The 13,090-nt window shown below is 67.4% G+C and carries 10 protein-coding genes; 4 read left to right on the forward strand and 6 right to left on the reverse strand.

The annotated features are described in order from the left end of the window. The first annotated feature begins 185 nt into the window (after positions 1-185). Entirely contained in the window at positions 186-1,655 is a 1,470-nt protein-coding gene (locus tag A6B37_RS05870) for a hypothetical protein (RefSeq protein WP_111825191.1), read from the forward strand. Positions 1,656-1,696: 41 nt separating this feature from the next. On the opposite strand, the gene A6B37_RS05875 is transcribed toward A6B37_RS05870, so the two are convergent. From A6B37_RS05875 to A6B37_RS05885, 3 genes are all read right to left on the reverse strand, one after another. Then, on the reverse strand, positions 1,697-2,854 hold the full coding sequence (locus A6B37_RS05875) for a Fic family protein (RefSeq protein ID WP_111825192.1): 1,158 nt from the start codon (positions 2,852-2,854) through the stop codon (positions 1,697-1,699). 149 nt (positions 2,855-3,003) lie between these two features. Next, positions 3,004-3,369: a hypothetical protein gene (locus A6B37_RS05880; RefSeq protein WP_146747997.1), complete on the reverse strand. Its 366-nt coding sequence runs from the start codon at positions 3,367-3,369 to the stop codon at positions 3,004-3,006. A gap of 64 nt (positions 3,370-3,433) precedes the next feature. Next, a complete protein-coding gene (locus A6B37_RS05885) occupies positions 3,434-4,411 on the reverse strand; it encodes a tripartite tricarboxylate transporter substrate binding protein (RefSeq protein ID WP_111825194.1) in 978 nt (325 codons plus the stop codon). A 210-nt stretch (positions 4,412-4,621) separates the two neighbouring features. Between A6B37_RS05885 and kdgD the strand changes: the two genes are divergently transcribed. Next, the gene (gene kdgD, locus A6B37_RS05890) at positions 4,622-5,536 is read left to right on the forward strand and encodes a 5-dehydro-4-deoxyglucarate dehydratase (RefSeq protein WP_102771095.1); all 915 of its coding nucleotides are present in this window, start codon (positions 4,622-4,624) and stop codon (positions 5,534-5,536) included. A 32-nt stretch (positions 5,537-5,568) separates the two neighbouring features. Here the strand turns inward: kdgD and ilvA are convergent, their stop codons facing one another. Continuing rightward, on the reverse strand, positions 5,569-7,155 hold the full coding sequence (gene ilvA / locus A6B37_RS05895) for a threonine ammonia-lyase, biosynthetic (protein WP_111825195.1): 1,587 nt from the start codon (positions 7,153-7,155) through the stop codon (positions 5,569-5,571). Positions 7,156-7,702: 547 nt separating this feature from the next. Between ilvA and A6B37_RS05900 the strand changes: the two genes are divergently transcribed. Beyond that, positions 7,703-9,931, forward strand: coding sequence for an NADP-dependent isocitrate dehydrogenase (locus A6B37_RS05900; RefSeq protein WP_102771093.1), 2,229 nt, complete (start codon positions 7,703-7,705; stop codon positions 9,929-9,931). A gap of 63 nt (positions 9,932-9,994) precedes the next feature. Here the strand turns inward: A6B37_RS05900 and fetB are convergent, their stop codons facing one another. Then, positions 9,995-10,789 carry an iron export ABC transporter permease subunit FetB gene (gene fetB, locus A6B37_RS05905; protein ID WP_111825196.1) on the reverse strand — a complete coding sequence of 265 codons (795 nt, stop codon included), beginning with the start codon at positions 10,787-10,789 and terminating at the stop codon, positions 9,995-9,997. Next, positions 10,780-11,394 (reverse strand): ABC transporter ATP-binding protein, encoded by a 615-nt coding sequence (locus tag A6B37_RS05910; protein ID WP_111825553.1) that lies wholly within the window; start codon positions 11,392-11,394, stop codon positions 10,780-10,782. Before A6B37_RS05910 ends, fetB begins: the two co-directional genes overlap by 10 nt. A gap of 318 nt (positions 11,395-11,712) precedes the next feature. Here A6B37_RS05910 and A6B37_RS05915 point away from each other — a divergent pair, with 318 nt between their 5' ends. After that, positions 11,713-13,080 carry a SidA/IucD/PvdA family monooxygenase gene (locus A6B37_RS05915; protein ID WP_102771091.1) on the forward strand — a complete coding sequence of 456 codons (1,368 nt, stop codon included), beginning with the start codon at positions 11,713-11,715 and terminating at the stop codon, positions 13,078-13,080. The last annotated feature ends 10 nt before the right edge of the window (positions 13,081-13,090 follow it).

The following is a 13,090-nucleotide window of genomic DNA, read 5'->3' on the forward strand; positions in this document are numbered from 1 at the left end:
TCTTTGTAGAACGCTATGGCGTCATTTTGCCATTCAGCCACATCATCGTCCCTGCATTATTTACATCGGGCCGCAAGGCTGGCGTACGGCAGGCAATCCCCCATGACGCGCCGGCCCACCACGGCCCGCCCGGCGCAACCGGCATACACTGCAACGCCCGGCCCCTGCCTGCGCACGACTCCCTCATGACGTATCTGCTCTGGTCCCTGCCCGCCCTCATCGTCATTGCCGCCATCGCCAGCGGACGCGTGAACACCACGGTCGCGGCCATCCTGGGGCTGGCGGCCGCGCTGGCCGTGGCGCTGGGGGCCGCGCCCGCGCCATTCGACGGCGGGCAACTGGGGCAGGCGCTCACGCGCGGCCTGTGGATCGGCGCGATCATCACGCCCTATATCCTCGGCGGACTGCTGTTCTGGCACATGGCCGCCCAGCATCCCGCCGGCAAGGCGGCCGGCGCCGACGGCCCGGGCGATACGCTGGCGCGGCGCAGGCGGCTGTACTTCGCCTGCTTCCTGGTGGGTCCGTTCGCCGAAGCGGCCACCGGCTTCGGCGTGGGCATGCTGGGCACGGTGCTGCTGATCCGTCCGCTCAAGCTGCAGCCGCGCGAAACCATGGTGTTCGCGCTGCTCAGCCAGACCCTGATTCCGTGGGGCGCGATGGGCAGCGGCACGCTGCTGGCCTCGGCCTATGCGCGCGTGCCGGCCTCGCAGCTGGCGCTCTACAGCCTGGTGCCCGTGGCGTTGCTGACGGCGCTATGGATGGCGCTGTACTGGCGCACCGCCGCGCGCGCGGGGCTGCGCGCCGCCGCATCCGAACACTGGCGCGAAGCCGGCTGGATGACCGTGAGCCTGGCGGCGCTGGCCGCGGCCACCGCGCTGCTCGGTCCCGAGACCGCGCTGCTGGCGGCCTACGGCCCGCTCATCGTCGCGCGCTTCCTGCTCGACCGCCGCCCCGGCCGCGCGCAGCTGCAGGCCGCCGCCGGCGGCGCCCTGCCCTACATCGTCATGATCGCCTGGCTGGTGGCGACCCGGCTGCTGCCTGGCCTGAACCATGCGCTCTCGGCGCCGGCCGACTTCCGCCCGTACGCCGACCTGCCGGGCTGGCAGCCCTTGCTGCATGCGGGCAGCTGGCTCATCGCCGGCGCGCTGGCGCTGGCCGCGCTGCGACGCCAGCCGCAAGTCCTGGCCGCGCAGGCGCGCGCCGCCTGGACCACCGGCCGCCACGCCGTGTACTCGGTGTTCCTGTTCGCCATGATGGCCGAGGCGCTGGCCGGCGCCGGCATCTCGCAGGCCTACGCCGACGGCCTTTTCTCCAGCCTGCGCGACTGGACCGTGCTGATCACGCCCGTGCTGGCCGGCGCCTTCGGCATCCTGGCCAACAGCGGCAACGCGCCGAACAGCCTGTTCATGCCGTCCCAGCTATCGCTGGCGCTGCAAGCCGGCCTGAACGTGCCCGCCGCGGCCGCATTGCTGCACGTGTCGGGGACCTCGCTGGGCATTTTTTCGCCGGTGCGGATGTCCATCGCCGCCGGACTTGCGCACGGCCGCGGCCAGGAACGCGCCGTCTACGCCGGGCTGCTGCCTTACGCGCTGGCCGCTTGCGGGGTGCTGCTGTGCCTGGCGCTGGTGTTGGCGTTGTCGGGCAGTCCGGGGTGAACGGGCCACGCTAACCACTTTCCCGGCACGCGCTTCAGGCGCTATTGCTCCACGCCATACAAGGCAGGAAGCAGAATCGGCAAGGACTCGAGTGGAAAAGCGAACCTGACCGGGGCATGGGACGTATCGGAAGCGACCAGGCCGGACTTCAGGGCCGCCGCCAATAGAGCGCGCCCCGTGCGTTCGCCCAGGCCGGTCATCTGAATGAACTCTCCGCGCGTGGTGGGACCTGCGGCAAACAGATGGTAAATGGGCAACGCGGCCTCGGGCCGCAACCGTCCCTTCGCCGTTTCCACCAGGACCGACGCCTTGATTTTTTCTTTCATCGAGTCCAGCGCCAACATTTCCCTCATGTAGGAAACCTGGTCTTCACATACCCCCAGGAAATATTCGATCCATTGCAGCAGGCCCTTTTGAGTGAGGTTGCCGCGCCCATCCAGATCGCCTTGCCGCGGCGCGTCCGCGCCGGCCAGATAGCCGTAGTAGTCCGCGACATTTCGAGCAAGGCCACGATTGACCGACCATAGGCCCCGGGTAATTGGCAGCATGGCAGCGTGAGTCTGCAATCGCGCGGAGCGACCATTGCCGTCGGAGAAAGGATGCATCCAGGCCATCCGATGATGCGCGCAGGCGATGGCGATAAGCTGTGCATCACCGGCCCGTTGCCGGTCATAGTGCGCGGTGAACGACTCCATGAACCGTGGCAAAGCGCGCCAGACGGGCGGATGGTGGCGACCGACGACGACATCAACCTCCCGCAGCTCTCCCGGTTCGACGGATAGGCCGTCCTTGCTGATTCTGTCCGCCGGAGCAAGGCGGCCATACATGGCTCGATGAGCGAGCCTAGCGAAATCGGCGCTCAGCGGCGAATGGCTCTCGGCCAGACCTTCCAGTTCCCGTTCCGCCTCGATATGAGCCACGGCAACACGCTGCAATTGTGCAATTTCGGGCTTGTTCGAGTACTTGTCATGTAAAGCTGCGTCGATGTTCCTGGGGGTTGTGCTTTGGCCCTCGATCCTGTTGCTGTAATAGGAATTCATGCTGCGCAGCAGTTCGTGCAACGCTGCCCGAGTGCTTGCGTGGGCTATGCCTCCAAGTTCGGCCGCTTGGTTGACCACGGCCGCCGACCGTTCAATCAGGGGAGCGAGCACATGCTCGCCCGGCGATAAAGGCATGAACTGCTGCGGAGAATCGTACATTTTTCCGGTTTAAATTCCGATCTTTAAATCATCTATGTAATTGATATTACGGCACATATCAAGTGCAAATTTCTAGTCACCAAGTTATTTTTGCCGCTTTTTTTTCCGGTTTTTTTGCCTTGCTCGCAGTACCTACCTATCCAGCCGGATCAACGCGGCACCGGCAACGGCGGCGCGGGCGTCAGCGGCCCGCTGGGCTGGCCCCGCGGCGCAGGCATGGGCGGCAGGCGCGACGGCGCCGGGCTGACCCATCGCGGCTGGCGGCCCGGGCTGCTGCCGGGCGCCGGAGGCGGACCCGGCGGCCTGCCGGCATTGGCGCAGCCCGTGCCCAGGCACGGCTCGGGCGCCGGCTCGGGATTGAAGAGCCGTGGGCAGGCGGCGCCCACGCAAGTGTCGGGAATGACTCGGGCCGAAGGCGGCGGCTGCAGCACGGCGGGCGTCGCGCCCTGGGCGCCGGCAACGGCGGACAGCGCCGCCAGGCCGGCCGCCAATACCGCTGTTTCACGCATTTTCATGGCTGCATGCTCCGCCCCGCGCGCCGGGGCCTGCCACCAGGATTCCATGCCGGCGCGCCCGGCGTCAATCCAGGCGGATGTCGGTGCTCTTGACCACCGTGGCCCAACGCGCGCGCTCGCCGGCGAAGAACTGCGCCAGCTCGGCGGGATTGCGCGTGACGATTTCTGCGCCCTGCTCGTTGAGCTGGGCCTTGACCTCGGGCTGGTTGACGATCTGCGCCATCAGCGAGGACAGGCGCTCGGCCACCGGATCGGCGAAGGTCGCCGGCGCCATCACGCCTTGCCAGGTACCGGATTCGAAGCCGGCCACGCCCTGCTCGGAAATGGTCGGCAGGTCGGGCACCAGCTGCATGCGTTCGCGCTTGGAGATCGCGATCGGACGCAGCTTGCCGGCGCGGATGTGGGGCAGCGTGGCCAGCAGGCCGTTCATGATGATCTGGGTCTGCCCGCCGATTGTGTCGGTCACCGCCTGCGAGCCGCCTTTGTACGGCACGTACTCCCATTGCGCGCCGGTGGCCTGCTGCACCGCCACTGCGGCCAGGTGCGGCGCGCTGCCGATGGCCGTCACGGCGAAATTCAGGCGCTGCTTCCTGGACAGCGCGACCAGTTCGGGCACGGTGCGCGCCGGCACGTCCGGATGCACGGCCAGCACGTGTGGCGAATAGGCCAGCATGCCGACGGCGCGCAAGTCCTTGGAGGGGTCGAAAGACAGCTTGGTATAGACCGACGGACTGATGGCCAGCGCGCCCACGTCGCACAGCAGCACGGTATGGCCTTCGCCCGCGGCCTGCACCACCAGCCCGGCGCCCAGATTGCCGTTGGCCCCGGGCTTGTTCTCGACCACCACCGTCTGCGACAAGGCTTCGCTCAGCCGCGGCGCCAGCAGGCGGGCGATGATGTCGGATGATCCGCCCGGCGGATACGGCACGATGATGCGCACCGGCCGGGTCGGCCAGCCGGACGGCTGCGCCCCCGCGGGCAACCATGGCGCCAGGCACAGCGCCGCGGCGCCGCCCAGGAACTGTCTCTTGCTCGGGTTCATGCTGTCTCCTCTCCAGGATATGCGCCGCGTCCACTCGGCAGGCTAGTTATCGTACAACTACAAGAATAATTCCAAACGACATAAAAAATATATTTCGGGTTTCCCCTTTAATGCCGCATATTTAGCTAGACCCTTCCTTGTAGTCCCGATTTTCATGTTGTACGATGACCTACCTCTTTAATCAAAAAACCACCCAGGACGAGCGCCCCCATGACGACTCCGCAGGAACTCAAAAACATTGTTTCGGACGGCTTGCTGTCCTTCCCCGTGACGGACTTCGACCAGAACGGAGACTTCAACGCCAGGGGCTATGCGCAGCGCCTGGAATGGCTGGCGCCCTACGGCGCCACCGCGCTGTTCGCCGCGGGCGGCACGGGTGAATTCTTCTCGCTGGCGCCGCAGGAATATGCCGACGTCATCCGGACCGCGGTGCAGACCTGCGCCGGCAAGGTGCCTATCCTGGCCGGCGCGGGCGGGCCTACGCGCAGCGCCATCGCCTATGCCCAGGAGGCCGAACGCCTGGGCGCCAAGGGCATCCTGCTGCTGCCTCACTACCTGACGGAAGCCTCGCAGCAAGGCATCGCGGCCCACGTCGAACAGGTCTGCAAGTCGGTGAAGATCGGCGTCATCGTCTACAACCGCGCGCAATCGCGCCTGTCGGCCGACAGCCTGGCCCAGCTGGCCGAACGCTGCCCCAATCTGATCGGCTTCAAGGACGGCGTGGGCGACATCGAGGCCATGGTGCGCATCCGCCGCAAGCTGGGCGACCGCTTTTCGTATCTGGGCGGGCTGCCCACGGCCGAGGTCTACGCCGCCGCCTACCGCGCGCTGGGCGTGCCCGTGTATTCCTCGGCGGTGTTCAACTTCGTGCCGCGCACGGCCATGGCGTTCTATCGCGCCATCGCGGCCGGCGACCACGACACGGCCAACCAGTTGCTGGACACGTTCTTCCTGCCCTACCTGGACATCCGCAACCGCGTGCCGGGCTATGCGGTCAGCATCGTCAAGGCCGGCGCCCGGCTGGTCGGGCACGACGCCGGCCCGGTGCGCGCGCCGCTGACGGACCTGCTGCCCGATGAGATGGAGGCGCTGGACGCGCTGATACGCAAGCTCGGCCCGCAATAACAAGCCGGGCTGCAAGCCCGGATAAACCCGGTTCAAACCAGGAACTGGCGATACGCCTCGTTGTCGGTTTCCTCGAAATGGGCGTAGCCCAGCTCGCGCAGAAAGGCGTCGAGCGCGCCGCTGTCGGCCAGCGGCGCCTGGATGCCGACCAGCGCCGAACTGAAGTCCGCGCCCTGGTTGCGGTAATGGAACAGGCTGATATTCCAGTTGGGCGCCATCTCCGACAGGAACTTCATCAGCGCGCCCGGGCGCTCCGGGAACTCGAAGCGGAACAGGCGTTCACCGCCGGCCAGCGGCGAGCGCCCGCCCACCATGTAGCGGATGTGCTGGCGCGACAGCTCGTTATTGGTCAGGTCTCCCACGGAAAAACCCTGTTCCTGCAGCGCCGCCATGATCTCGGCGGCGTCGCCGCGCCGCGCGATCTGCACGCCGACGAAAATGTGCGCGGTATGGGCATCGGCAATGCGGTAGTTGAACTCCGTCACGCTGCGCTGGCCGATCACGCGGCAAAAGCGCCGGAAACTGCCGCGCTCTTCGGGCACGGTCACGGCGAACACCGCTTCGCGCGCCTCGCCCACCTCGGCGCGGTCGGCCACGAAACGCATGCGGTCGAAGTTCATGTTGGCGCCCGACGTGATGGCGACCAGTGAACAGCCCTGCACGCCTTCGCGTTCCACATACTGCTTCAGGCCCGCCACCGCCAGCGCGCCGGCCGGCTCCAGCACGCTGCGCGTGTCCAGGAATACGTCCTTGATCGCCGCGCAGACCGCGTCCGTGTCCACCAGGAGCACCTCGTCCAGGTGCGCGCGGCACAGGCGGAAGGTTTCCTCGCCCACCAGCTTGACCGCCGTACCGTCCGAGAACAGCCCCACTTCGGCCAGGCTGACCCGTTCGCCGGCGCGCAACGACTGCGCCATGGCGCAGGAATCCTGGGTCTGCACGCCGATCACCTTGACCTCGGGCGCCACCGCCTTGACGTAGGCCGACACGCCGGCCGCCAGGCTGCCGCCGCCGATCGGCACGAAGATCGCGTGCGGCGCGCCCGCATGCTGGCGCAGTATCTCCATGCCCACCGTGCCCTGGCCGGCGATCACGTAGGGATCGTCGAACGCCGGGATGAAAGTCAGCGCATGCTGCGCGGCCAGCGTCTGGGCGTGGGCATAGGCGTCGCTGTACGAATCGCCCGCCTGCACCACCGTCACCGTCGGCCCGCCGTGGGCGCGGACCGCGTCCACCTTTACCTGCGGCGCGGTCTGCGGCACCACGATGGTGGCGCGCACGCCGAGCTTGGCGGCCGAGATCGCCACGCCTTGCGCATGATTGCCGGCCGAGGCCGTGATCACGCCGCGGTCCAGCGCGGCCTGCGGGGTGTTGCGCATCTTGTTGTAGGCGCCGCGCACCTTGAAGGAAAACACCGGCTGGTTGTCCTCGCGCTTGAGCAGCACGGTGTTGCCCAGGCGCGCGGACAGGCCGCGGGCGGGGTCCAGTTCGGTCTCGCGGGCGATGTCGTAGACGCGGGCCGTGAGGATCTGCCTCAGGTATTCCATCGGCGAGGCGTTGCCGTGCTGGAATGCGGCGGGGTTAGCGGCTTCTGAACTGGCGGAAGGAGTTGCGGACATGCGGTTCTCTGCTTTGGGGGTTGGCTTTGCCCGGCAGAGGCGGCCACAAAAAACCCGCCTCGTGGGGCGGGTGGCTGTGACTGTTGCGGTCGCGCGCTAACCCACCATTCCAGGAATGATGGTAATAATCAGCGAAATGCGAACGGCGCGGAAATTCATGGGCCGTAGCTTCCTCCAAGCGCCGCGCTTTGTCAAACGAGACGCGCGGCGGGCCTGCCCGAAATAATGCGTCCCCGTTTTATCGCCTGCGCCTGCGCGTATCCCGCGCCCGACACCGCCGTTTTTCCTGCGCGCCAGACGGGCCGCGGTATTACAATGTAAGGTTCGTGGCAGTCGCACCTCCCTGGAGGCGGACCTGGGTCCGGCCGGTACAACCGGCCCTCCCCGGCCGGCCAAACAAAAAAGGGCGGGCGCCGGCCATGCTGGGCAGACGCTCACGGCCTGCGCGCCTGCCCGGACGAACCCACTCTCGACAACATCTACCGGCTTCGCGCCGCATAGCATGTTCGGGTTTGCGCCTAGCGCCTGCCGAACAGATTCAAGGATCATGTCTCTTACTCCGAAGATTATCTATACCCTCACCGACGAAGCGCCGGCGCTCGCAACCCGTTCGCTGCTGCCCATCGTCCAGGCCTACACCAAACCCGCCGGCATCACCGTCGAGACCCGCGACATCTCCCTGGCCGGCCGCATCATCGCCGTGTTCCCGGACTACCTCGACGACAGCCAGAAGCTGGGCGACGCCCTGGCCGAGCTGGGCGCGCTGGCCGTGCAGCCGGAAGCCAACATCATCAAGCTGCCCAACATCAGCGCCTCCATGCCGCAGCTGAAGGCCGCCATCAAGGAACTGCAGCAACAGGGCTACAAACTGCCCGACTACCCCGACGCCCCGGCCAACGACACCGAGCGCGACATCAAGGCCCGCTACGACAGGGTCAAGGGCAGCGCCGTCAACCCGGTCCTGCGCGAAGGCAACTCCGACCGCCGCGCCCCGCTGTCGGTCAAGAACTACGCGCGCAAGCACCCGCACAAGATGGGCGCCTGGTCGTCCGACTCCAAGTCGCACGTGTCGCACATGAGCGAAGGCGATTTCTACGGCACCGAGAAGTCGGCGCTGATCGCCGCCGCCGGCGACGTGAAAATCGAACTGGTCGCCGCTGACGGCGCCGTCACCGTCCTGAAGGACAAGACCCCGGTCAAGGCCGGCGAGATCATCGACGCCGCCGTCATGTCCGCCGCCAAGCTCAAGTCCTTCCTGCAGGCCCAGGTCGACGACGCGCGCGCCCAGGGCGTGCTGTTCTCGGTGCACCTGAAGGCCACCATGATGAAGGTCTCCGACCCCGTCATCTTCGGCCACGTGGTGTCCGTGTTCTACAAGGACGTGCTGGCCAAGCACGCCGACGCGCTGGCCCAGGCCGGCTTCGACCCGAACAACGGCATCGGCGACCTCTACGCCAAGATCCAGTCGCTGCCGGCCGACCAGCAGGCCGCCATCACCGCCGACATCGACGCCGCCTACAAGACGCTGCCGGCCCTGGCCATGGTCAACTCCGACCGCGGCATCACCAATCTGCACGTGCCCAGCGACGTCATCGTCGACGCCTCCATGCCCGCCATGATCCGCGACTCGGGCAAGATGTGGAACGCCGCCGGCGAACTGCAGGACGCCAAGGCCGTGATCCCCGACCGCAGCTACGCCGGCGTCTATCAGGCCGTGATCGACGACTGCAAGGCCAACGGCGCCTTCAACCCGGTCACCATGGGCAGCGTGCCCAACGTCGGCCTGATGGCCCAGGCCGCCGAGGAATACGGTTCGCACAACAAGACCTTCGTGATCCCGGCCGCCGGCACCGTCCGCGTGACCGACGCCGCCGGCGCCGTGCTGCTGGAACAGGCCGTCGAGGCCGGTGACCTGTGGCGCATGTGCCAGACCAAGGACGCCGCGATCCAGGATTGGGTCAAGCTGGCCGTCACCCGCGCCCGCGTCAGCAAGACGCCGGCCGTGTTCTGGCTGGACGAGAACCGCGCCCACGACGCGCAGGTCATCGCCAAGGTCAAGCAGTACCTGAACGACCACGACACCAGCGGCCTGGACCTGCGCATCCTCAGCCCGGTCGAAGCCACCAAGTTCTCGCTCAAGCGCATCCGCGCGGGCCAGGACACCATCTCGGTGACCGGCAACGTGCTGCGCGACTACCTGACCGACCTGTTCCCCATCATGGAACTGGGCACCAGCGCCAAGATGCTGTCCATCGTGCCGCTGGTCGCCGGCGGCGGCCTGTTCGAAACCGGCGCCGGCGGTTCGGCGCCCAAGCACGTGCAGCAGTTCCTGGAAGAAGGCTTCCTGCGCTGGGATTCGCTGGGCGAATTCATGGCGCTGGCCGCCTCGCTGGACCACCTGGGCCGCGCCTATGACAACGCCCGCGCCCTGGTGCTGGCCAAGACGCTGGACCTGGCCACCGCCAAGTTCCTGGACGAGAACAAGTCGCCCGAGCGCAAGGTCGGCGGCCTGGACAACCGTGGCAGCCACTACTACCTGGCCATGTACTGGGCCCAGGCCCTGGCCGCGCAGACCGACGACCGCGAACTGGCCGGCCAGTTCGCCCCCGTCGCCCGCGCCCTGGCCGACGGCGAGGACACGATCCTGGCCGAACTGAAGGCCGCCCAAGGCAAGCCGGTGGACATCGGCGGCTACTACCAGCCCGACCAGGCCAAGGCCAGCCAGGCCATGCGCCCCAGCGCCACGCTGAACCAGGCGCTCGCCGCCATCGCCTAAACGGCGCGACGCGACGCAAAAAAACCGGCAGCCTTGCGGGGCTGCCGGTTTTTTTTTCGCGCCTCAGGCCTGCAGCCGATCCAGCCGCAGCCGTCCGCGCTCGTCCGTAAGACGCCGCATGGCTCCATACGCCGCGCCCATGGCGGCCATGCCGCTGGCGCCGCACAGCAGGAACATCAGCAGGATCTGGTACTTCGCGGCCTCTATCGGGTCCATGCCGGCGATGATCTGGCCGGTCATGATGCCCGGCAGCGTGATGATGCCCGCCGCCGACATCTGGTTGATACTGGGCACGATGCCGCGCCGCACCGATTCGCGCAGCAGCGCCGAGAAGGCCTGGCGCGCCGGCGCGCCCAGCGACAGCCGGGCCTCGATCGCCAGCTTTTCGCGCCGCACGCCCGACAGCATTCCATCCAGCGCCAGGCTGGCGGCGTTGAGCACGCTGCCCAGCACGATGCCGATCAGCGCGATCGCATAGCGCGGGTCGTACCAGGGCTCCGGGTGCAGCGCGGTGTTGAGAATGAACATCACGGTGATGAGGGTCGTCGCCGCCACCGCCGCCGCGCCCACCCAGCCGTTGCCATGCCCGACCAGCCGGGCCTTGGGGCGCGCGGCCACCTCGCGCGCCGCCAGCGCCATCATCACCGCCACCACCAGCGCGGTCAGCCAGGGCGCCGCATGCGCGAACACGATGCGCAGAATATGGCCGACCAGCAGCAGCTGCACCACTGTGCGCAGCGCCGCCCACAGCAGCTGCCGCTGCACGTTCACGCGCAGCGCGAACGAGATCCCGGCGCTCAGCACCACCAGCAAAGACGCGACGACCAGATCCAGCGTATCCAGTTTGATCACGTCCATAGCGCCTCCAGCCTCCCCTGCTCCATGCGCCAGGCGCGGCGCGCCATGCGACGCGCCTGCTCGGCGCTGTGCGTGACCATCAGGATCGCCGCGCCGCCGTCCAGGTAGCGCCGCAGCTCCTCTTCCACCCGTCCGGTAGCGGCCTGGTCCAGCGCAGCGGTCGGCTCATCCAGCAGCAGCACGCGCGGGTCCAGCGCCAGCGCGCGCACCAATCCTAGGCGCTGGCGTTCGCCGCTGGACAACTCGTTGACCAGCGCATCCAGCTTGTCCTCGGACAGGCCAAGCCGGCCCATGATCGCGACGGCGCGGGCGCGGTCCTTGAAATGCGGCGCCACGCGGTCTTCCCACCAGCCCGCCTCGGCCTGGCAGTACATAACCTGCCGGCGCCATTCATGGCCACGCATGCCCGAACGGCGCCGCCCGCCCAGCTCGGCCTCGCCGTGTCCCGGGTCCAGATCGGCGATCTGCCGCAACAGCAATGATTTTCCGGCCCCCGAAGGGCCGAGCACGGCGGCGCATTCGCCCGCCGCGAGATCCAGGCTGACGGGCGCCAGGCGGCGGCTGTGGAGGCCGCGCAGCCTGAGCAAGGGAGCTTCGTCTGACATGGCGGCAAGCATAACCCGTGACACGGCCCTATGCGTTTCGCCACCCTGCATATGGATGCCGCCTATGTGTTCTTTGCAATCCAACGCTGCAAAAAACGATTTGCTAGAGTACATATATTGCAAATGCGAATCATACCCATGCAGATGCTTGAGTCGTGCAACAGCGGTGCAGACAATCCTTCGCCGATGCGGTGGACAGGCCGGCAACCCCGCCAGCCGCGCCCCGTTCCCACCGATTAGACGCCGCGCCCGGCCTTGTCCCGCGGCGCTCGTTGCAGAACGCCGCCCGTGAATCACAGACCCAGAGGTGGCACCAACATGACCCGTGAACTCTATGACTTCGTCGCCATCGGCCTAGGCCCGTTCAATCTCAGCCTGGCCTGCCTGTCTGCTCCGCTGCCCGGCGTGCGCGCCCTGTTCCTCGACAAAAAGCCGGGCTTCGACTGGCATCCCGGCCTGCTGATCGAGGCCTCCACGTTGCAGAATCCGTTTCTGGCGGACCTCGTCAGCCTGGCCGATCCGCGCAGCGAATACAGCTATCTCAACTACTGCAAGCAGACCGGCCGCATCTACTCGTACTACATGCGCGAAAACCACTACCTGACGCGCGCCGAGTACAACCGCTATTGCAAGTGGGTGGCCGCCCGCCTGCCCAACCTGCGCTTCAACAGCGACGTGCAAAGCGTCCTGCACGATCCCGCGACGAACACCTATCTCGTCACCGGCCAGCACAGCGCCACCGGCGAACGCTTCATGTTCCGCTGCCGCAAGCTGGTGCTGGGGCTGGGCTCGCAGCCGGCGCTGCCGGCGTGCTGCGACCGGCGCGAGGCGCCCTACATCCACAGCGCCGACTATCTGCGCCACAAGCCCGCGCTGCAACGCCGGGATTCCATCACGGTGATCGGCAGCGGCCAGAGCGCCGCCGAGGTCTTCCACGACCTGCTGCGCGACAGCGACGCGCACGGCTACAGCCTGGCCTGGATCACGCGCTCGCCGCGCTTCTTCCAGATGGAAAACACCAAGCTCACGCTGGAACTGATCTCGCCGGACTACACCGACTACTTCCACGACCTGCCCGAAGCCCGCCGGCGGCAGATCCTGGCCGAGCAAAGCAGCCTGTACAAGGGCATCAACGCCTCGCTCATCAACCAGATCTACGACCTGCTCGACGAAAAAATCCACAACGGCGACCGCCGCTACACGCTGCTCACCAACGCGGAACTGCGCGCCAGCCGCTACGACCGATCCGCCGAGCGCTACCAGCTGGAATTCCGCCACGTCGATACCGCGCAGCCGTTCTCGCACGCCACCGACGGGCTGGTGCTGGCCACCGGCTACGCGCGCAGCATCCCCGCGTGCGTCAACCCCATCCACGACCGCATCGCCTGGACCGAACACGGCGGCTACCGCGTCGCGCGCAACTACACCATCGACCACGGCGGCAACGAAATCTTCGTGCAGAACAGCGGCCTGCTCAGCCACGGCGTCACCAATCCCGACCTGGGCTTCTGCTGCTACCGCAACTCGCAGATCCTGCGCGACCTCACCGGCCACGAGCACTACGCCATCGAGCCCCGCACCGCGCTGCAGGACTTCCGTCCGCCTGCCGGCGGCATGCTGCGCCACCGCGTGGCGGCGCTCGACCCGATGCCGCTGCTCGACGGGCACCGGGCGGCCTCGGTCTGACCCGAGTCCG

The sequence above is a fragment of the Achromobacter sp. HZ01 genome (assembly GCF_003267925.1).
Lineage (GTDB): Bacteria > Pseudomonadota > Gammaproteobacteria > Burkholderiales > Burkholderiaceae_B > Achromobacter > Achromobacter pulmonis_A.